The organism is Pseudomonas kuykendallii (genome assembly GCF_900106975.1).
In the GTDB taxonomy this organism is placed as follows: domain Bacteria; phylum Pseudomonadota; class Gammaproteobacteria; order Pseudomonadales; family Pseudomonadaceae; genus Pseudomonas_O; species Pseudomonas_O kuykendallii.
Genome location: NZ_FNNU01000004.1, coordinates 49640 through 68847, shown reverse-complemented (window position 1 = coordinate 68847; position 19208 = coordinate 49640). Strand labels below are relative to the sequence as shown.

At 64.9% G+C, this 19208-nt stretch carries 16 protein-coding genes and 2 pseudogenes; 14 read left to right on the top strand and 4 right to left on the bottom strand.

Annotated elements, in window-relative coordinates; all coding sequences use genetic code 11:
- The first annotated feature begins 77 nt into the window (after positions 1-77).
- The 6 genes and pseudogenes from sucC (at position 78) to BLV15_RS13630 (ending at position 5459) form a co-directional block, all read left to right on the top strand.
- A complete protein-coding gene (gene sucC / locus BLV15_RS13650; protein WP_090229254.1) occupies positions 78-1244 on the top strand; it encodes an ADP-forming succinate--CoA ligase subunit beta in 1167 nt (388 codons plus the stop codon).
- Positions 1244-2131 carry a succinate--CoA ligase subunit alpha gene (gene sucD / locus BLV15_RS13645; RefSeq protein ID WP_090229252.1) on the top strand — a complete coding sequence of 296 codons (888 nt, stop codon included), beginning with the start codon at positions 1244-1246 and terminating at the stop codon, positions 2129-2131. Before sucC ends, sucD begins: the two co-directional genes overlap by 1 nt.
- 152 nt (positions 2132-2283) lie before the next feature.
- Positions 2284-3387, top strand: a pseudogene (locus BLV15_RS22535) (HAMP domain-containing protein); the annotation flags it as partial.
- A 342-nt stretch (positions 3388-3729) separates the two neighbouring features.
- Positions 3730-4245 (top strand): annotated as a pseudogene (locus BLV15_RS22530) (methyl-accepting chemotaxis protein); the annotation flags it as partial.
- 93 nt (positions 4246-4338) lie between these two features.
- Positions 4339-5073, top strand: a complete 735-nt coding sequence (locus tag BLV15_RS13635; RefSeq protein ID WP_090229248.1) for a DUF599 domain-containing protein — start codon at positions 4339-4341, stop codon at positions 5071-5073.
- Complete coding sequence (locus BLV15_RS13630; RefSeq protein ID WP_090229246.1) at positions 5070-5459, top strand: MAPEG family protein; 390 nt, start codon at positions 5070-5072, stop codon at positions 5457-5459. Before BLV15_RS13635 ends, BLV15_RS13630 begins: the two co-directional genes overlap by 4 nt.
- A 77-nt stretch (positions 5460-5536) precedes the next feature.
- Here the strand turns inward: BLV15_RS13630 and BLV15_RS13625 are convergent, their stop codons facing one another.
- Positions 5537-5800 carry a hypothetical protein gene (locus BLV15_RS13625; protein ID WP_245728198.1) on the bottom strand — a complete coding sequence of 88 codons (264 nt, stop codon included), beginning with the start codon at positions 5798-5800 and terminating at the stop codon, positions 5537-5539.
- Positions 5801-5970: 170 nt separating this feature from the next.
- Here BLV15_RS13625 and BLV15_RS13620 point away from each other — a divergent pair, with 170 nt between their 5' ends.
- From BLV15_RS13620 to BLV15_RS13590, 7 genes are all read left to right on the top strand, one after another.
- Entirely contained in the window at positions 5971-6447 is a 477-nt protein-coding gene (locus BLV15_RS13620; protein WP_090229244.1) for a PaaI family thioesterase, read from the top strand.
- Positions 6444-6890: a PaaI family thioesterase gene (locus BLV15_RS13615; protein WP_090229242.1), complete on the top strand. Its 447-nt coding sequence runs from the start codon at positions 6444-6446 to the stop codon at positions 6888-6890. Before BLV15_RS13620 ends, BLV15_RS13615 begins: the two co-directional genes overlap by 4 nt.
- Positions 6887-8188 (top strand): MFS transporter, encoded by a 1302-nt coding sequence (locus BLV15_RS13610; RefSeq protein ID WP_342741563.1) that lies wholly within the window; start codon positions 6887-6889, stop codon positions 8186-8188. The genes BLV15_RS13615 and BLV15_RS13610 overlap by 4 nt, the downstream gene beginning before the upstream one ends.
- A 114-nt stretch (positions 8189-8302) precedes the next feature.
- Positions 8303-10204: a molecular chaperone HtpG gene (gene htpG, locus BLV15_RS13605; protein WP_090229239.1), complete on the top strand. Its 1902-nt coding sequence runs from the start codon at positions 8303-8305 to the stop codon at positions 10202-10204.
- A 293-nt stretch (positions 10205-10497) separates the two neighbouring features.
- Positions 10498-14187: a PAS domain S-box protein gene (locus tag BLV15_RS13600; protein ID WP_090229237.1), complete on the top strand. Its 3690-nt coding sequence runs from the start codon at positions 10498-10500 to the stop codon at positions 14185-14187.
- The gene (locus tag BLV15_RS13595) at positions 14187-15179 is read left to right on the top strand and encodes an HD domain-containing phosphohydrolase (protein WP_090229235.1); all 993 of its coding nucleotides are present in this window, start codon (positions 14187-14189) and stop codon (positions 15177-15179) included. The genes BLV15_RS13600 and BLV15_RS13595 overlap by 1 nt, the downstream gene beginning before the upstream one ends.
- A 45-nt stretch (positions 15180-15224) precedes the next feature.
- Entirely contained in the window at positions 15225-16007 is a 783-nt protein-coding gene (locus BLV15_RS13590; protein WP_090229234.1) for a dienelactone hydrolase family protein, read from the top strand.
- Positions 16008-16017: 10 nt separating this feature from the next.
- On the opposite strand, the gene BLV15_RS13585 is transcribed toward BLV15_RS13590, so the two are convergent.
- Together BLV15_RS13585 and BLV15_RS13580 are read right to left on the bottom strand one after the other, a co-directional pair.
- Positions 16018-16881: a pirin family protein gene (locus BLV15_RS13585; RefSeq protein ID WP_090229232.1), complete on the bottom strand. Its 864-nt coding sequence runs from the start codon at positions 16879-16881 to the stop codon at positions 16018-16020.
- Between the two features lie 59 nt (positions 16882-16940).
- Positions 16941-17360, bottom strand: a complete 420-nt coding sequence (locus BLV15_RS13580) for an OsmC family protein (protein WP_090229229.1) — start codon at positions 17358-17360, stop codon at positions 16941-16943.
- Between the two features lie 150 nt (positions 17361-17510).
- On the opposite strand from BLV15_RS13580, the gene BLV15_RS13575 reads away from it, so the two are divergent.
- Complete coding sequence (locus BLV15_RS13575) at positions 17511-18161, top strand: thiopurine S-methyltransferase (RefSeq protein ID WP_090230365.1); 651 nt, start codon at positions 17511-17513, stop codon at positions 18159-18161.
- 58 nt (positions 18162-18219) lie between these two features.
- On the opposite strand, the gene htpX is transcribed toward BLV15_RS13575, so the two are convergent.
- Positions 18220-19092 (bottom strand): protease HtpX, encoded by an 873-nt coding sequence (gene htpX / locus BLV15_RS13570; protein WP_090229227.1) that lies wholly within the window; start codon positions 19090-19092, stop codon positions 18220-18222.
- Positions 19093-19208: the final 116 nt, after the last annotated feature.

Here is a 19208-nt window from a genome sequence, read left to right as displayed (position 1 = left end):
AAAGGGCAGTCACAGGTGGCGCGGCAGCACTAACGCAGCGCCGAATGCGCAATACCTAACGAAGACGGTAGATAAGCATGAATCTTCACGAATATCAGGGTAAGCAGCTGTTCGCTGAGTACGGCCTGCCCGTATCCAAAGGCTTCGCCGTGGACACCCCGGAAGAAGCCGCAGAAGCCTGCGACAAAATCGGTGGTACCGAGTGGGTCGTCAAGGCTCAGGTTCACGCTGGCGGCCGCGGTAAAGCGGGCGGCGTAAAACTGGTCAAGAGCAAGGAAGACGCCAAGGCGTTCGCCGCCAACTGGCTGGGCAAACGTCTGGTGACTTACCAGACCGACGCCAACGGCCAGCCGGTCACCAAGATCCTGGTCGAGTCCTGCACCGACATCGACAAGGAGCTGTACCTCGGCGCCGTCGTCGACCGTTCCAGCCGCCGTATCGTGTTCATGGCTTCCACCGAGGGTGGCGTGGACATCGAGAAGGTCGCTCACGACACTCCCGAGAAGATCCTCAAGGCCACCATCGATCCGCTGGTCGGCGCTCAGCCGTTCCAGGGCCGTGAACTGGCCTTCCAGCTGGGCCTCAAGGGCGACCAGATCAAGCAGTTCACCCACATCTTCGTCGGCCTGGCCAAGCTGTTCCAGGACTACGACCTGGCTCTGCTGGAAGTGAACCCGCTGGTGATCAAGAAGGACGGCAACCTGCACTGCCTGGATGCCAAGATCAACATCGACAGCAACGCCATGTACCGCCAGCCGAAGCTGCGTGCGATGCATGACCCGTCGCAGGACGATCCGCGCGAAGCCCACGCTGCCAAGTTCGAACTGAACTACGTTGCCCTGGAAGGCAACATCGGCTGCATGGTCAACGGCGCTGGCCTGGCCATGGGCACCATGGACATCGTCAACCTGCACGGCGGCAAGCCGGCCAACTTCCTCGACGTCGGCGGTGGTGCTACCAAGGAACGCGTTACCGAAGCGTTCAAGATCATTCTCTCCGACAGCAACGTCGCGGCCGTTCTGGTGAACATCTTCGGCGGTATCGTTCGTTGCGACATGATTGCCGAAGGCATCATCGGCGCCGTGAAAGAAGTCGGCGTGAAGATTCCGGTGGTCGTCCGTCTGGAAGGCAACAACGCCGAGCTGGGCGCCAAGGTCCTGGCTGAAAGCGGCCTGAACATCATCGCGGCAACCAGCCTGACCGACGCTGCAGAGCAAGTGGTCAAAGCTGCGGAGGGCAAGTAATGAGCGTCCTGATCAATAAAGACACCAAAGTCATCTGCCAGGGCTTCACCGGTTCGCAGGGGACTTTCCACTCCGAACAGGCGATCGCCTACGGCACCCAGATGGTTGGCGGCGTGACTCCGGGCAAGGGTGGCACCACGCACCTGGGCCTGCCGGTGTTCAACACCGTCAAGGAAGCCGTCGAGACCACCGGCGCTACCGCTTCGGTGATCTACGTTCCGGCTCCGTTCTGCAAGGACTCGATCCTGGAAGCGGCATTCGGCGGCATCAAGCTGATCGTCTGCATCACCGAAGGCATCGCGACCATCGACATGCTGGAAGCCAAGGTCAAGTGCGACGAGCTGGGCGTGACCCTGATCGGGCCGAACTGCCCGGGCGTCATCACTCCTGGCGAGTGCAAGATCGGCATCATGCCGGGTCACATCCACCTGCCGGGCAAAGTGGGCATCGTGTCGCGTTCCGGCACCCTGACCTACGAAGCCGTCAAGCAGACCACCGACGCCGGCTTCGGCCAGTCGACCTGCGTAGGCATCGGTGGCGACCCGATTCCGGGCTCGAACTTCATCGATATCCTCAAGCTGTTCCAGGCTGATCCGAAGACCGAAGCGATCGTCATGATCGGCGAGATCGGTGGTTCCGCCGAGGAAGAAGCCGCTGCCTTCATCAAGGCCAACGTGACCAAGCCGGTGGTGTCCTACATCGCTGGCGTGACTGCTCCGGCAGGCAAGCGTATGGGCCACGCCGGTGCCATCATCTCCGGCGGTAAAGGCACTGCGGACGAGAAGTTCGCTGCGCTGCAGGACGCCGGTGTGAAAACCGTTCGTTCGCTGGCCGACATCGGCAAGGCCCTGGCCGAGCTGACCGGTTGGGAAGTCAAGAAAGCCTGAGGCTGACTTGATGTGAAAAAGGCCACCTTCGGGTGGCCTTTTTCTTTTCCGCCTTACGAAATCCAGCGCTCAAGCCTGAGGCAGAGCGGTCGATAAGTCGTTATCGCCCGCACGCTGTCCGCGCTGGCTCATGTAACCGAGGAAACCGTTCCATGCAGTGGTTCGCCAACCTGCGTATAGCACTGAAAATGGCCGTGGTTCCCGCGATGCTCTGTCTGTTGCTCATAGCGCTCGGCGTCGTTTCGTCGTTGTCGCTGCGCAGCATCGCCAGCCGCGTAGAGGTGGTCACCCAGAACCTCGGGCCGGGAATGGACCGGGTCGCCAAGGTCGCCGACAGCATGGCGCGGCTGCAGTTGAGCGTGCGGCACTACGCGCGTAGCGGCGATCAGGCGACCGAGCAGGAGTTTCTCGAACTGGACCGCCATCTCGGCGCTGCCCTGGAGCAGACCAGCGCGCACCTGAGGGATCCGCAGCGCATGCAACTGCTGGCCTCCATGGAGAGGCTGCATGCGCAGTACAGCCAGTTGTTCCGCGAATCACTGGTGCCGCTCAGCCAGGAACACCAGAAGCTGATCAGCGGCGAACTCGGCCGGCAAGGCCCGGCGATCGAGAAGGTTCTCAGCTCGATCCTGGAAAACGCCCAGCAGGACTTCAACCTCGACGCGGTGTTCTATTCCAGCGCAGCGATGCGCCATCTGCTGCTGGGAAGCCAGTACCTCTACCAGTTCCTGCAGGAGAACCAGCCCGATCAGGTTAAGTCGTTCCAGACCGAACTGGGCAACGCGCAGAGCACCATGAGCGTTCTGCGCGACCGAACCAGCAGTCAGAGTACCCAGGACAAACTGAACGGCGCGTTGCAGAGCCTTGAGCTGTACAAGGCCGCAGCGGACAAGGCCGTGCAACTGGTGGGCGCGCGCAACGCGACACTGCAGAAGATGGATGCCATCGACCCGCAGATCGCCGACCTCGCCAGCCAGTTGCAGCGAAGCATCATGCAGTCGATGGATGCCGCGGCGGCAGACGCCGACAGCACCGTGGCGCGTGCCAACCTGCTGTTCTGGGGGCTGGTGCTGGCGGCGCTGCTGGTGGCCGGGCTCACGGCTTACGCTGTCGGCGCGGCGCTGGTGCGCCCGCTGGCGCGGATCAACCTGATGCTCGAGGACATGGCAGCCGGTCAGGGCGATCTGACCCGGCGCCTGCCGGTCCAGGGGCAGGACGACATTGGCCAGCTGGCGCAGAACTTCAACCGTTTCGTGGAGAAGATCAGGCGCACCGTGGCCGAGGTTTCCAGCGCCTCGCACACCCTGCAGAAGTCCGCCGAAGACCTGCAGGAATCCGCCGAGCGCGCGCATCGCGACGTGCAGCAGCAGCGCGAGGAAAGCGACCAGATCGCCTCGGCGATGGTGGAGATGGCAGCGAGTGCGCAGGAGATGTCCGGCAATGCGCGCGCCGGCCAGGCGCTGTCGCAGGATGCACGCACGGCCGCGGGTGTCGGCCTGGCACGGGTCCGGGCGAATCAGGAGGCCATGCTGGTTCTGTCCGGCAAGGTCGACAGTCTGGCGACGGTGATCGAGTCGCTGCGCGAGGACAGCGGGCGTATCGGTTCGGTGCTGGGGGTGATCGGCGGGATCGCCGAGCAGACGAACCTGCTGGCGTTGAACGCCGCCATCGAGGCGGCGCGGGCGGGCGAAATGGGCCGCGGCTTCGCCGTGGTGGCGGACGAGGTGCGCTCGCTGGCCCAGCGCACGCAACAGTCCACCGAGGAGATTCAGGAGATCATCCAGACCCTGCAGCGACGCACGGCGTCCTCCATCGAGATGATGAGCGATAGCCAGCAGGCGGTAGGTCATGCCCGCGAGCGTGCCGAGCAGACCAGCGAATCGCTCGGCGGAATCACCGTCGCGGTGGATGCGATCGACGAGAACATCCAGGCGATGGCGACCGCGGCCCATGAGCAGGCGAGCGTCGCCGACATGGTGGGCAATAGCGTTCTGCGGGCCAACCAGATCACCGCCCAGACCTCGGATACCGTCGAGCGCACGCGGCGTTCGGCGCAGGAGATCCACCTGCTGGAAGGTCAGCTGGTTCAATTGATCGAGCAGTTCCAGGTCTGAATTGGCGGATGGGAGGCGTCGGGGTGGGCGCTTTATGTCGGGCGCTCGCAGTGGCTGGCTGGCTATAATCGCGCCGGCTCACAAGGAGGTCCCATGTTCGTGCCCACCGCTTATCTGCCCGATCTGCTGGCCCTGTGCTGGTTCATTTTCTGCTGGATCGGCTACACGCTCTACGCCAGCTGGAAAGGGCGCGATACCGCCTGCCTCGCCAGCGTGCTGCACCTGTACCGGGAAGACTGGATGCGCCGCATGCTGCTGCGCGAGAACCGGATCGCCGATGCCAACGTGATCGGCAACCTGGAGCGCAACGCCTCCTTCTTCGCCTCCAGCACGCTGATCATTCTCGCGGGTGTGCTTACCGTGCTCGGCTCGAGCGACCGTGCGGTGTCGCTGCTGGCCGACCTGCCGTTCGTCAAGGACGCTACCCGTCCGCTGTCCGAGCTGAAGCTGCTTGGCCTGGCGGTGGTCTTCGTCTACGCCTTCTTCACGTTCAGCTGGTGCATGCGCCAGTACAACTTCGCCTCGACGCTGGTCGGTTCCGCGCCGATGGTGGGGGAGCGGCACGTCAACGAGCTGGAGCGCAAATCCTTCGCCGAGCGCGCGGCGCGGGTGATCTCCATGGCGGCCAACCAGTTCAACTTCGGCCTGCGGGCCTATTATTTCGGTATGGCGATGCTCGGCTGGTTCATCCATCCGTGGTTGTTCATGCTGGTCACCGCGGGGGTGGTGCTCGTTCTCTACCGCCGCGAGTTCCACTCCGATGTATTGAAGGTCATGGTCTACACCCCCACTCACGCGGCAGAGCCGCCCAAGGAGAAAAATGAATGAGCGTACCTTTCTGGTGTGTATTCATCGCCGCTTTGCTGATCTACCTCGCCAAGCTGCCGGTGGCCAAGGCAATGAACGCCGAAAACGGCGGCTACGATAACCGCCATCCGCGCGCGCAGCAGGCTAACCTGACGGGCGCCGGCGCGCGGGCCCTGGCCGCCCACCTCAACAGCATCGAGATCTTCCCGCTGTTCCTTGCCGGCGTGCTGATGGCGCATACCACGCAGACCCACGGCTGGCTGGTCGACGCACTGGCGGTCATCTTCGTGATCAGCCGCCTCGTCTATCTGTGGTTTTACTACATCGGGCTGACCTGGCAGCGCAGCCTGGTGTGGTTCGTCGGCCTCGCTTGCTGCCTGTTGCTGATGCTCACGCCGACGCTCTGAGCGCTTTTTCCCGACAAAAGAAAAGGCCCGCTTTTGGCGGGCCTTTTTCATGCCTACGGTAAGGTCGCGATACGATCTTACTTGTTGGCTTCCGGTGCCGGAGTGGCGGCAGGTGGCGGCGGAGTTTGACCGTCGTCCTTCGCTTCCTCGGCGGCTTCCTGGTTCGCTTCGTTGGTGTCCTCGACCGCCTTGCTCTGCTCTTCGGCTGCCTTGTTGGCATGCTCCTGAGCTTCGTTGGCGTGTTCCTGAGCATCTTGCTTCTTGTTCTCGGAACCGCTGTCGCAGGCTGCAAGGCCCATGCTGGCCGCCAGAATCAAGGCGAGGGACAGGGATTTGTTCATTTTGTATTTCTCCTCAGAGTGACCTTCCAAATCTCACCCCGTTTGAACGGTACGTTTGCGCCTAAGTTCCTTATCTATCGAGCAAAAATTCTCGCCGAGGGTTGCTAAGCTGCCTGGCGCGCGGTGGAGCGGGTATCATCGGCGGCATAAAAATCACCCGGAAATGTCGTATGAGTGAAACCGCCATCGTCGAGAAAGCCACGCGCTTCCTCTCCGCATTGCGCCATTGTCAGGTGCTCGGCATGCAGGTACATGCCGGTAATGCACAGGGGCTGACACTGTGCCTGCCGTACAGCCAGCAGATCGTAGGCAACCCTGAAACAGGCGTGATCCACGGCGGCGCGATCACCACCCTGATGGACACCACGTGCGGCATTTCGACGGTTTGCGTGCTGCCGGAGTTCGAGATCTGCCCGACGCTCGACCTGCGCATCGACTACATGCATCCGGCCGAACCGCTCAAGGATGTCTTCGGCTTCGCCGAGTGCTACCGCGTCACCGAGAACGTCATCTTCACCCGCGGCTACGCCTATCAGGACGATCCGCAGCAGCCGATCGCCCATGTCGTAGGCACCTTCATGCGGATGGGCAAGAACGCCCGCGCGGGTGCTCCGGTCACGCGCGACATCCAGGGCGGTGGCGCATGACCGCGCTCGATCTCAACCAGCAGGTGCGCGACGCCCATGAGAGGAACGACTACGACGGCCTGATCGCCCTGATTCCTTACGCGCGGCTGCTCGGCGTCGAGTGCCTGCGGATGGGCGAGGACATGGTGTTCCGTTTGCCGGCGAACAAGGATCTGATCGGCAACCCGACGCTCCCGGCGATTCACGGCGGGGTCATCGCCGGCTTCATGGAGCAGGCCGGTCTGCTGCACCTGCTGATGTTCATGGGCATTCCGCACATGCCGAAGATCATCGATTTCTCCATCGATTACCTGCGTGCCGGGCATTACCGCGATACCTACGCGCAATGCCAGGTCTGGCGCCAGGGGCGGCGCGTGGCGAATGTCGCGATCACCGCCTGGCAGAGCCGCCAGAGCGAGCCGATCGCCACCGCGCGGGCGCATTTCAAGGTCGACAAGCCTTGAACGAAGCGTTTTCCGGGTTGAGCGACATCGGTATGGCGACGCTGCTGGCGGGCAGCGGCGTGCTGCTGATCGCCATCGGGCTGCTCTGGCTGGTGCTGCTGGCCTTTCGCAGCAGCCTGCTGTGGGGCATCGGTGCGTTGCTGCCGCCGCTGACCCTGCTGTTCGTGCTGTTCCGCTGGAACCTGGCACGCAGGGCCGTGCTGCTGTGCGCACTGGGCGTCATTCCGCTGGTGGTCGGGCTGACGATGATGGCCGGCAGCGATCCTCAGCGTCTGGAGCGGATTTTCAGCCTCGACTGGGCCAGACGCGAGCCGACGTCGCCGCCGGAACTGGACATCCGCCTCAACGGCCAGCTCAACGGCCAGCGCTTCGCACCGCAGCAGGGCGAGCTGATCGACGGCGTGCTCAGCCTGCGCGAGGAGGGCGAGGGCGCCGCTCACCGCGAGCTGCGCATCCGTCTGCACCGCCCGGTGACGGGTGTGGTGCGCCTCGACGTACTTCCCGAGGATCGCCCGGGCGTGGCGGACGTCGAGCTGAGCTGGCTGGCGCCGGGAAGCCAGTTGCCGCAGGTGCGAAGCCTGAGCGAGGGTTACAGCCTGCACCTCGACCTGCAACCGCTGGCGCCGAACAAGCTGGCCGGCGAATTCCACCTGTCGCTACCGGCGCCGTACGCCACCCGCCTCAACGGCCGTGTCGAACTGTTCGCCGACCGGCTGCGTTACCGCGAGGAGGGGGTCGATACCCATCTCGATAACGAAGACACGCTGCGCTACGTGATCACCGATTACCTGCAGCGCCGCTTCGCCACCCGCGAGGTGCGCGTGCAACCGCTCGCCGGGCTGGCGTGGCCGGCGAGCCGCGCCGACGTCGTCGTGCAGGCATCGATCGCCGGCAGGTCGCAGCGCCTGACGCTGCAGCTGAGCAAGACCCCCCAGCGTGGCTGGTTCGTGCAGGGCGATCATTATCCCCGCGTGCCGGATGAGCGGCCGGCCCCGGTGGATTCGCCACGCCGGCCGGTGGTCCAGGCGACCGATCCGCAGCCGCCGGCCAGCCCGCCTGAGCCTGTCGCCAGCGAGCCCCGGCCGCTGAGCGTCGAGCGCCTGCTCCAGCAGCCTTCCCGTTATCGCGGCAGGCTGATCCGCCTGCGCAGCGAGCGTGGCGTGAATGCCGAGGGACGCTTCGGCGGGCTCGATACGGACGGGCACATCGTGATCCGTCGCGCCGTGAAGCTGCCCGGCGAGGCGTTGTTCCGCTTCTCCCCGGAGCAGGTCAGCGCCATCGAGCTGCTCGAACCCTAGCCGCCCGTTATCCCTGCGATCCTGGCTAAACACTTGAAATCCCAGACGAAGCCCCCACCTTGGTGACATCCGCCGCTACTGCGGCTTGTGCCATCCATGTGGAGTTCGATGACGATGAGTGTGGAAACTCGCAAAGAGACCCTGGGCTTCCAGACCGAGGTGAAGCAACTGCTGCACCTGATGATCCATTCCCTGTATTCCAACAAGGAAATCTTCCTTCGTGAGCTGATTTCCAACGCCTCCGATGCCGCCGACAAACTGCGCTTCGAGGCGCTGGCGAAGCCCGAGCTGCTCGAGGGCGGCGCCGAGCTGAAGATTCGCGTCAGCTTCGACAAGGACGCCAAGACTGTCACCCTCGAAGACAACGGCGTCGGCATGAGCCGCGAGGATGTGATCGCGCACCTGGGCACCATCGCCAAATCCGGCACCGCCGACTTCCTGAAGAACCTTTCCGGCGACCAGAAGAAGGATTCCCACCTGATCGGCCAGTTCGGCGTGGGCTTCTACTCGGCGTTCATCGTCGCCGACAAGGTCGAGGTGTTCACCCGCCGCGCCGGCCAGCCGGCCAGCGAAGGCGTGCTCTGGTCGTCGAGGGGCGAGGGCGAATTCGAGGTCGAGAACATCGACAAGGCCGAGCGCGGCACGCGCATCGTCCTGCACCTGAAAGAGGGTGAGGAAGAGTTCGCCGATGGCTGGCGCCTGCGCAACATCATCAAGAAATACTCCGACCACATCGCGTTGCCCATCGAGCTGCCGAAGGAACATCACGGCGACGAAGAGAAGCCGGCCGAAACCGAGTGGGAAACCGTAAACCGCGCCAGCGCCCTGTGGACGCGTCCGCGTACCGAGGTGAAGGACGAGGAATACCAGGAGTTCTACAAGCACGTCGCCCACGACTACGAGAACCCGCTGGCCTGGAGCCACAACAAGGTCGAGGGCAAGCTCGAGTACACCTCGCTGCTCTACGTCCCGGCCCGCGCGCCGTTCGACCTGTACCAGCGCGAAGCGCCCAAGGGCCTCAAGCTGTACGTGCAGCGCGTGTTCATCATGGATCAGGCGGACCAGTTCCTGCCGCTGTACCTGCGCTTCATCAAGGGCGTGATCGACTCCAACGACCTGTCGCTGAACGTCTCGCGCGAAATCCTCCAGTCCGGCCCGGTGGTCGACTCGATGAAGTCGGCGCTGACCAAGCGCGTGCTGGACATGCTGGAGAAACTGGCGAAGGGCGAGCCCGAGCAGTACAAGAGTTTCTGGAAGCACTTCGGCCAGGTGCTCAAGGAAGGTCCGGCGGAAGACTTCGCCAACCGCGAGAAGATCGCCGGTCTGCTGCGCTTCGCCTCGACCTCCGACGAATCCGGAGAGCCGAGCGTCTCCCTGGCGGACTACGTCTCGCGCCTGAAGGAAGGTCAGGACAAGCTCTACTACCTGACCGGCGAAAGCTACGCGCAGGTGAAGAACAGCCCGCACCTGGAAGTCTTCCGCAAGAAAGGCATCGAAGTGCTGCTGCTCACCGACCGCATCGATGAGTGGCTGATGAGCTACCTCACCGAATTCGACGGCAAGCATTTCGTCGACGTCGCGCGCGGCGATCTGGACCTCGGCAAGCTGGATTCGGAAGAGGACAAGAAGGCCCAGGAAGAGGTCGCGAAGACCAAGGAAGGCCTGGTCGAACGCCTCAAGGCGGCGCTGGGCGAACAGGTGGCGGAGGTGCGCGTGTCGCACCGCCTGACCGATTCGCCGGCGATCCTGGCGATTGGCGAGGCCGATCTCGGCCTGCAGATGCGCCAGATCCTCGAAGCCAGCGGGCAGAAGGTGCCAGATTCCAAGCCGATCTTCGAGTTCAACCCGACGCACCCGCTGATCGAGAAACTCGATCGCGAGCCCGACGAGGACCGCTTCGGCGAGCTGAGCCACATCCTCTTCGACCAGGCTGCCCTGGCTGCGGGAGACAGCCTGAAGGACCCGGCCAGCTACGTGCGCCGGCTGAACAAGCTGTTGGTCGAGCTTTCCGCCTGAGCTGAGTAAGCGGTCAGCAGAAGGCCCGTCTCTTTCCGGAGGCGGGCCTTTTGTCGTTTCGGGTACAGAAAAAACCAATCGGGTCGTTACAGAGGATCAATGAGGCCCTTCCGCGAGGAGGCTTTAGGCTGGGCGCGCCGCTGAGGTATCATGGTGGCATATTGATGTCACTCGGCTGCGCGACCGAATCGGGCCGTCGTCTTCAATCGATCATAAGCGCCCCGAGGCGCTCCCCAGGCTTGCCGGCTAGGGCTCGTCAGCTGTCAGCTCCTGAGTGCACGTAGAACCGCCCCATGAATGAACTGATTTCCCTGTTCGGCGATACCCGCGACCCGGGCCTGCTCCTGCTCGCCAGCTACAACCCGTGGCTGGTGCTGCTTTCGCTGGCTATCGCGGTGTTCACCTCGAGCATGGCGCTGCAAATGGCCGGTGTGGCGCGCGCCAGCGTCAGCCTTCTCTATCGCCAGGTGGCGATCGGTACCGGTGCGCTGGCCCTTGGCGGTGGCGTCTGGTCGATGCACTTCATCGGCATGCTGGCCCTGCAGCTCTGTAGCGAAGTCAGCTACGAACCGGGTATCACCGTGTTGTCGGTGGTGCCGAGCCTTGGTGCGTCCTGGGTCGCCCTGCAGTTACTCTCGCGACCGCGCCTGAGCGCCAGTGCCCTGTGGGTCGGCGGCCTGCTGGTGGGCGCCGGGATCGGCGCCATGCACTACGCCGGCATGGCGGCCATGCGCATGGGCCCGCTGCTGCGTTTCGATCCGATTTGGTTCGCCCTGTCGATCGTGGTGGCGGTCGGCCTTGCCGTGCTGGCGTTGTGGATTCGTTTTCGCCTGGCGCGCGTGAAGAATCTGTCCTCGTTCCAGGCAGTGCTGGTCAGCGGGAGCGTCATGGGGGTGGCGATTTCCGGCATGCACTACACCGGCATGATCGGCGCCCGTTTCGTCGGCAGCCCGACGCTGGAAGTTGCCCAGAGCGCGCTGCACGCGAACTACATCGCCCTCGCCGTGACCCTGATCGCGCTGACCCTCAGCGTGTTCGTGCTGGCCGCCAACAGCCTGCTGCGCTACCGGCTGATGTACCTGCAGATGCAGAGCAGCGAATCGAAGATGCGCACGCTGCTGGACACGGCGGTGGACGGCATCATCACCCTCGACCAGCGGGGCCAGATCGTCAGCGCCAACCGCCTGGTCGAACGGCTGTTCGGCTGGTCTACCGAAGAGCTGATCGGCCGCCACTTCGAGATGCTGATGCCGGAATCCGTGCGCCGTGAGTACGCCGGCTACCTGCATGCCTACGTGCACGGGGAGCCGGTGGACATCGTCGGACAGAGCCGCGAAACGCTCGGGCTGCGCCGCGACGGCACCTTGCTGCCGATCCGCCTCGCGCTGGGCATGGCGATGCTGCCTGACCAGGTCCTCTTCGTCGGTTTCATTTCTGACATCAGCGAGCGCAAGGCGATGGAGCAATCGCTGCGCGAAAGCGAGCAGCAATACCGCTCGCTGATTCGCAACATCCCCGGGGTGTCGTTCCGCGTGCTGCTGGACAAGTATTGGACCGCCCTGTTCATGAGCGACGCGGTGGAGGGGCTGACCGGCTGGCCGGCAGAGGCGTTCATGGCGCAGGAAGTGCGCATCGGCGAACTGATTCATCCCGACGACATGAAAGCGTTCGACGACGAGGTGAGGGCCTCCATCGCGGCCGGGCAAAGCTATGTGATCGAGTACCGGTTGATCGATCGCGAGGGTCACGAGCACTGGATCTGGGAGGGCGGCAGCGCCGTGCTCAATGACCAGGGCCAGCCGCAATGGGTCGACGGGGTGATGCTGGACATCACCGAGAGTAAGCTGCGCAACGCCGAATACGAAGGCACCGTGGAAGCCATCAGTCGCGTGATGGGCATGATCGAGTTCGATCTGGAGGGGCGCGTACTCACCGCGAACGCGAACCTGCTGGCGCTTTCCGGCTACACGCTGGAGGAAATCCAGGGCCGGCACCATAGCCTGTTCTGCTATCCCGACTACGTCGCCAGCGACGAGTACCAGGACTTCTGGCGGCGTCTGCGCGCGGGTGAATACGATGCCGGCGAATACCATCGACGTGGCAAGAACGGGCGAAACATCTGGATTCAGGCGTCCTACAACCCGATCTTCGATAGCGATGGCAAACCGTTCAAGATCGTCAAGTTCGCCACCGACGTCAGCGCCCGCCATGAAATCCAGAACCAGTTGCGCCTCGCCAAGGAGCGCGCCGAACAGGCCGCGGCCGCGAAAACCTCGTTCCTGGCCAACATGAGCCACGAGATCCGGACGCCGATGAACGCGGTGATCGGCTTCTCCGAGCTGTTGCTCGGCACCTCGCTGGACCCGACCCAGCGTCGCCATCTGGAAACCGTGCGGCACTCCGCGCGTTCGCTGCTGGGGCTGCTCAACGACATCCTCGACACCGCCAAACTGGAAAAGGGCGCACTGGAGCTGGAGAGCGTGTCGTTCTCGCTGCGCGAGCTGTGCGAACAACTGGTTGCCTCGCTCAGCCTGAGCGCCGAGACCAAGGGGCTGAGCCTGACGCTGGATTATTCGGCCGAGCTTGGCGACTGGTTCTCCGGCGACCCGCTGCGCGTGCAGCAAGTGCTGACCAATCTGCTCGGCAACGCGGTGAAGTTCACCGAGAAGGGCGGCGTGCGCCTGGCGGTGTTCGACGACCAGGGGCGTGTGCACCTGCGCATCGAGGACAGCGGTATCGGCATCGCCGCCGATCGTCTGCAGAAAATCTTCGATCCGTTCGCCCAGGCCGACGCCTCCATGAGCCGGCGCTTCGGCGGCACCGGTCTCGGTACCACCATCGCGCGCCAGTTGTGCGAGCTGATGGGCGGCGACATCACCGTGGAGAGCGAGCTGGGCGTCGGCAGCGTGTTCCACGTGCTGCTGCCGCTGAAGGCGGTCGACGCCGGCCCGCTCGCCCTGGCGCCGCTGCGTCAGGAGCTGCCGCCGCTGGACATCCTGCTGGCCGACGACGTGCCGCAGAACCTCGAGCTGCTGAGCATGATCCTCGGCGAGCAGGGCCACCGTATCGTGCAGGCGCGCGACGGCGCCGAAGCCGTCGTGGCGTTCGAGTCCGGCCGCTTCGACATGCTCCTGCTCGATGTGCAGATGCCCGGCATGGATGGGCTGGAGGCGAGCCGGCGGATTCGCGCCATCGAGGCGCAGCAAGGCATGCCGCGGACGCCGATCGTCGCGATCACCGCCAGCGTGCTCGACCAGGACCGCCGCAGCGCCCATGAAGCCGGCATGGATGGCTTCGCTTCCAAGCCGATCGACGTGGCCGCGCTGTTCGCCGAGCTGGCCCGGGTATTCGGCCTGCGGCCCGCGGTCAGCGCGCCGTCGGTGGGCGAATCGGCCCCTGGCGGCGCCATCGACTGGGTCCGGGGCGTGAGTCTCTGGGGCGGCGAAGCGGCCTTGCGCGACGCCATCGAGCGTTTCCACGAGCAGAACCGGGAAGCCGGCGCGCGGCTCCGCGAGGCATTGCTTGGCGGCGATCGGGACGCCGCCCTCGCGCTGGTTCACCGCCTGCGCGGGGTGGCGGGCAACCTGGCGCTGGGCGACGTTCGTGAGTGCGCCGCGACGCTGGAACAGGCGCTGAAGAATCCGGCGATGAACGCCTTCGACGATCTCCAGGCGCAATTGGCCAGCGCCTTAGCCGCGGTCACCGACGCGTTGGCGCAGCGTGAGCCGCGGTCCGCCCCGCAGCGCGATGCGCAAGGCATGCCCTACGATGCAGCGGCCCTGCAGGCGCTGCTGCCGGACTTCATCGACAGCCTGGAACATGGCGAGCTGAACGAGCCGCTATGGGCCTCCGTGCGCGGCGCCCTCGGCGGGGCCGTCGCGGCGGCGGAGCTGGAGCAGGCGCTCGACGATTTCGAATTCGAGCGGGCGGCACAACAGCTGCGGGCTCTGCAGGACAGGCTGAGCGGGAAGGAGGTCGCCTGATGGATCGAGTGGACAGTCGGCCAAAGCTGCTGCTGGTCGACGACGAGGCGACCAATCTGCAGGTGCTCCGGCACATCCTGCAGGACGACTACCGCCTGCTCTTCGCCAAATCTGGCGCCAAGGCTCTCGAGCTGGCCCTCACCGAGTCGCCCGATCTGGTGTTGCTCGACGTGATGATGCCCGGCATGACCGGCTTCGAGGTGTGCAGCACACTCAAGGCCGAGCCAAGCACCGCGGGCATACCGGTGATCTTCGTCACCGCCCTGGCGGACATCGACGACGAGGCCAGGGGGTTCGAGGTCGGAGCCGTGGACTACATCACCAAGCCGGTAAGCCCGCCGATCGTCAAGGCGCGACTGCGCACTCATCTGTCGCTGGTGCATGTCGAGACGCTGCGCCAGACCCGCCTGGAAATCGTCCAGCGGCTCGGGCTGGCGGCGGAGTACAAGGACAACGAAACCGGTCTCCACGTGATCCGCATGAGTCACTACTCGCAGGTGCTCGCGCGTGCGGCCGGCTACAGCGCGGCCCAGGCGGAGGAGTTGCTGCACGCCGCGCCGATGCACGACGTCGGCAAGATCGGCATCCCCGACGCGATCCTGCGCAAGCGCGGCGCCCTCGACGAAGACGAATGGCGGGTCATGCGCAGCCACGTGACCATCGGCGCGCGGATCATCGGCGAGCACCCCTCCGGCCTTTTGCGCACGGCGCAACGCATCGCGCTCGGGCATCACGAGAAATGGGACGGTTCGGGTTATCCTCTCGGGCTGGCAGGCGAAGCCATCCCGCTCGAGGCGCGTATCGTCGCGATTGCCGATGTCTTCGATGCGCTCACCAGCGTGCGCCCCTACAAGGCGGCATGGACGGTGGAGGACGCCCTGGACCTGCTCCGGCGTGAAAGCGGACGGCATTTCGATCCGCGGCTGGTCGAGCTGTTCATGGGTTGTCTGCCGGACGTACTCGCAATCAAGGCCCGCTGGGCGGAGGAGTGAATCCCGCTCCGGCGGACCGACTTTTCATTCCAACGGAGAAACCTGATGACCTCGAATTCCCTGCAGGACGCCGTAGCCGAGCTGGCTGCCGCCCAGGTGCTGGCCAAACCGGTTGCCTATGAAATCGACGGGACGCCCCACGAAGGCTGGCTGGTGCATTCCGCCTCGCTGGCCGCGCCGCGGCCCGGCCTGCTGATGGTGCCGAACTGGATGGGCGTGACCGGCAATGCATTGAAGAAGGCCGCGCGTGTCGCCGGCGAGCGTTACGTGGTCTTCGTCGCGGATCTCTACGGCAGCGCCGTGCGTCCGCAGAATGCCGACGAGGCGGGCGCCGCCATTGGCCCGCTGGGCGCCGACCGCGGGTTGCTGCGCAAGCGCGCGCAAGCGGCGCTGACGACGTTCCAGGCCCAGGCCGGCGAAGCGCAGCTCGACCTTGATCGTCTGGGCGCCATCGGCTTCTGCTTTGGTGGTTGTACGGTGCTGGAAATGGCCCGCGCCGGTGTGCCGCTGAAGGGCTTCGTTTCCCTGCACGGCACCCTGGATACGCCGAACCCGGAAGACGCCCGCAATATCCGCGGCTCGATTCTCGTGCTGCACGGCGCCAATGACCCGCTGGTGCCGCAAGCTCAGGTCCAGGGCTTCATCGCCGAGATGCAGGCGGCGCCCGGCGTTGACTGGCAACTGGTGCAATACGGTGGCGCCGTGCACTCGTTCAGCAACCCGGCGGCCAACATGCCGGGGATGACCGAATACCATCCGGTAGTCGCGGCGCGGGCGTTCCGCGCGCTCGACGACTTCTTCAGCGAAGCCTTCGCGCCGCGCGCCTGATCGGGCAGCTCTAGGCTGGCAGCTCGATGCGCCCGGTTTCGCCGGGCACTTGCGGCCAGTCGCCCGCGCTCCAGCGCTGACGGGCGCGCTCGATCAGCGCCGGGTCGCTGGCGACGAAATTCCAGTTCATCCGTCGCGGCCCGTCCAGCGGTGCACCGCCGATCAGCACCAGGTGCGAGCCCGCGCAGGCGCTCAGCGTCAGGGCTTCGCCGGGCGGCAACACCGTCAGCGTCTGCACCGTCAGCGGCTGATCCTCCACCAGCGCCTCGCCATCGATCAGGTAGAGCGCACGTTCCTCGTGTTCCGCCGGAATCACCAGCGACGCCCCTGCGCTGAGGCGCAGCTCGGCGTACAGCGTTGGCGAGAGCACCGGCACCGGTGACTTCAGGCAGAAACCCTCTCCCGCGATCAGGCGGATATGCACGCCCAGGTTTTCGCTGGCTGGCAGGCTCTCGGCCGGGTGATGGCTGTAGCAGGGCTCGCCGCATTCGTCCGCGCGTGGCGACGCCAGCCAGACCTGCAGGCCGTGCAGCTGCGAGCCGCGTTCGCGCAGCGCCTCGGGCGTGCGCTCGACATGGGCCACCGCGCTGCCGGCGGTCATCCAGCTCACTTCGCCAGGGCGCACCCGCTGTGCCGAGCCGAGGCTGTCCTTGTGCAGCAGCTCGCCCTCGAACAGGTAGGTGAGGGTGGACAGGCCGATGTGCGGGTGCTGCTGGATGTTCATGCCATGGCCGGGCGCGTACTGCGTCGGCAGCATGTGGTCGAAAAACACGAAGGGGCCGACGCTGCGGCATTGCGCAGCCGGCAGGCTGCGCAGGATGGCCTGGCCGGCGAGTTCCTCGCGGTGGGCACGCAGAAGGCGAAGTTCGGACATGACGACGCTCCAGTTGAAGGTGCGAGGAGGATGCCCGCGTTACGACCGGCAGAAAAGCGCTACTGGCTGAAGGCGCCTTCGCTTAGCTGGGTGTCGATGCTCACCTCGGCGGTGGTCATCAGCTTGTGCAGCGGGCATTTGTCCGCTACGCGCAGCAGGCTGGCGCGCTGCTCGGCGGTCAGCGATCCCTTGAGCGTAAGCACCACGCTCATGGCATAGCGGCCCTGGCGCTCCTCGCTGCCATCGTGGCTGACCTCGACGCTCACGCCGGTTAGCGGAATGCCCTTGTCGCGGGCGTAGCGGGTCACGGTGAGCGCCTTGCAGGTGCCCAGGGCGACGTCGAAGTAATCGTGTGGATCGGGCGCGCTGCCTTCGCCGCCGGCCGAGGTCGGCAGGTCGGTGTAGAGCTCGTGGCGTTCGTCCACCTCGATGCGCTGGCGGTAGTTGTCGCTGGATTCGCTGCTGACGATCACGCTCATCGTTGTTCTCTCATGCGGGAAGGCTACCCAATGGAGCGCTTATTATCGACGACGTTCCCTGCCGCTTGAAAGTCGTGGGCGGGAGGCGCCGCAGGCACGCCGATTGGATTATTCTGCCAGGCACCGACCACGATGGAGCAGACGAACACGATGCAAGCGGATTTCTGGCAGGCACGCTGGTCACGCAACGAAATCGGTTTTCACCTCGATGAGGTGAACCCCTACCTCCGCCGTCACTGGCCCGCGCTGGGCGTGGAGAAGGGCGCTCAGGTGCTGGTGCCGCTGTGCGGCAAGAGCCTGGACATCGACTGGCTCGCGGCGAACGGTCTGCGCGTGATCGGCGTCGAGCTGGCGGAGCGGGCGGTGCAGGACTTCTTCGCCGAGCGCGGGCTGGAGGCGCAGGTCGAGCAGCGCGGCGCGTTCAGCGTGCATCGGCATGGCGACGTCGAACTGTGGTGTGGCGATTTCTTCGCGCTGAGCGCCGAGGACGTCGCCGATTGCGTGGCCATCTATGACCGCGCCGCGCTGATCGCACTGCCACCGCCGATGCGCCGGGCCTACGTCGAGCACCTGGAGCGTATCCTGCCGTCCCGCAGCGAAGGCTTGTTGATCACCCTGGACTATGACCAGGCGCAGATGAGCGGCCCGCCGTTCGCCGTCGCCGACGCGGAGGTTCGCCAGCTGTACGCGGGCTGGCGGATCGACACGCTGGAGTCGCTGGACGTGCTGGGTGAAAACTGGAGGTTCCTCCAGCGCGGGCTGACGCGGCTGGAGGAGAGCGTCTATAGGCTGCATCGATAGCCGAGTCGCAGGCAGCAAAAAGGGCGGTCGAGACCGCCCTTTTTCATGTCTGCCCGAATCAGCCGCGCTGACGCAGCGCCTGGATGCGCTCCTCCAGCGGCGGGTGGCTCATCAGCAAGCCGGCCAGGCCATTCTTCAGGCCGCCGTTGATGCCGAACGCGGTCAGGCTGTCGGGCATCTGCACCGGCACGCCCTGCTCGGAGCGCAGGCGTTGCAGCGCACCGATCATCGCGTTGGTGCCCGCCAGGTTGGCGCCGGCTTCGTCGGCGCGGAATTCGCGACGGCGCGAGAACCACATGACGATGATCGAGGCGAGGATGCCCAGCACCAGCTCGGCGAAGATGGTCGCGACGAAGTAGCCGATGCCGTGGCCGTCCTCGTTCTTGAAGATCACCTTGTCGACGAAGTTGCCGAAGATCCGCGCGAAGAACATCACGAAGGTGTTCACCACGCCCTGGATCAGCGCCAGGGTGACCATGTCGCCATTGGCCACGTGGCCGATCTCGTGGGCCAGTACGGCTTTCACTTCCTCCGGCGAAAAACGCTCGAGCAGGCCCTGGCTGACAGCGACCAGGGCGTCGTTGCGGTTCCAGCCGGTGGCGAAGGCGTTCGCCTCGTAGGCGGGGAAGATGCCCACTTCGGGCATCTTGATGCCGGCTTCGCGGGACAGTTGCTCGACGGTCTGCAGCAGCCACTGCTCATGGCGGGTACGCGGCTGGCTGATGATCTGCGTGCCGGTGCTCATCTTCGCCATCCACTTGGAGATGAACAGCGAAATCAGCGAGCCGGCGAAACCGAAGACGGCGCAGAAGACCAGCAGGCTGCCGTAGTTCTGACCGGTGAAGCGGTCCACCCCGAGCAGCTTGAGGGTGATGCTGGCGATGACCAGTACCGCCAGGTTGGTGGCCAGGAACAACAGGATGCGCATCATGGTTAAAACGATCCTCACGGGATAACAGAGTAAGTACGTCGGCTATATAAGGGGCGCCATCGGCCAGTTCAACCAAGCTCTGGTATCAAACTGTGTCCTGGGCGCCTCTGGGCGGG